The 1,107-nt window shown below is 57.4% G+C and carries 1 pseudogene; it reads left to right on the forward strand.

The window, feature by feature from the left end:
• Positions 1 to 250 precede the first annotated feature (250 nt).
• Positions 251 to 975 (forward strand): annotated as a pseudogene (locus BCO18175_RS40380) (IS630 family transposase); the annotation flags it as partial.
• Between the last annotated feature and the right edge of the window lie 132 nt (positions 976 to 1,107).

Genomic DNA, 1,107 nt, shown 5'->3' on the forward strand with positions numbered 1-1,107 from the left:
AAGTGCTTTCCATGCGCCTGCTGGCGAGTCGGTCATGCAGTTCGTTACGTTATCGACAGGAGTCTCGTGCGCACAATTTGACCCGTCAGATTGTAGTTGCTGCATCATGCTTACGATTCGTGTTCGTTTGATTTGTAGCGCACATGATGCCGAGATGAGTACGGCGAAACTACTGTCCTGTTCCGTTGTTAACTGGTCTATGTTCACGTAGCATGTTGACGTCAACGGAATGGGAGACGTCAGCACGGCGATGGGACGACCGAAGGCGGAACTGGTGCTGAGCGAAGACGAGCGTTCGCAACTGATATCGATAGCGCGTTCTCGCTCGATTTCGGCTGCGCTGGTCTCGCGGGCGCGCATCGTGCTGGCGGCGGCTGACGGCGAGCCCAACAGCGCGATCGCGCAGCGCCTGCAACTCACGCGTGCCACGGTGGGCAAATGGCGTCTGCGGTTTCTGGAGCAGCGAATCAACGGACTCTACGACGAAGTACGTCCCGGCAAGCCGCGTACCATTGACGACGAGCGGTTGGCCCAACTGATTCACAAGACCCTGCATACGAAGCCGGCAGATGGATCCACTCACTGGAGTGTGCGCACGATTGCCGCCGAAACCGCCATCTCGCCGACGAGCGTGCACCGTTACTTCAAACTGCTGGGTCTGCAGCCGCACCGAAGCGAAAGCTTCAAGCTCTCGACCGATCAGTTCTTCATCGAGAAACTGCGCGATGTGGTTGGCCTGTACCTGAGTCCACCGGAGAACGCTCTGGTGCTGTGCGTGGACGAGAAGAGTCAATGTCAGGCGCTCGAGCGCACGCAACCCATGCTGCCGATGGGTTTCGGCTACGTCGAGGGCGTCCTCACGACTACGTCCGTCATGGCACCACGACGTTGTTTGCCGCCCTGAATGTGCTCAATGGCGCCGTCCTTGCTACCTGCACGCCACGCCATCGACATCAGGAATTCCTGTCGTTCCTGGACCGGCCAGCCTTTCGTAGACATCTTCGAGCCATAATTTGCGGCAACCGAGGAGTGACCCTGTCTCGATTCCACGTACAGCAAGAAGTTTGATAACTTTTTGACTGTATGGAGAACAGAATGGCAGAGAAC

It is taken from the genome of Burkholderia lata, assembly GCF_902499335.1.
Lineage (GTDB): Bacteria > Pseudomonadota > Gammaproteobacteria > Burkholderiales > Burkholderiaceae > Burkholderia > Burkholderia lata_B.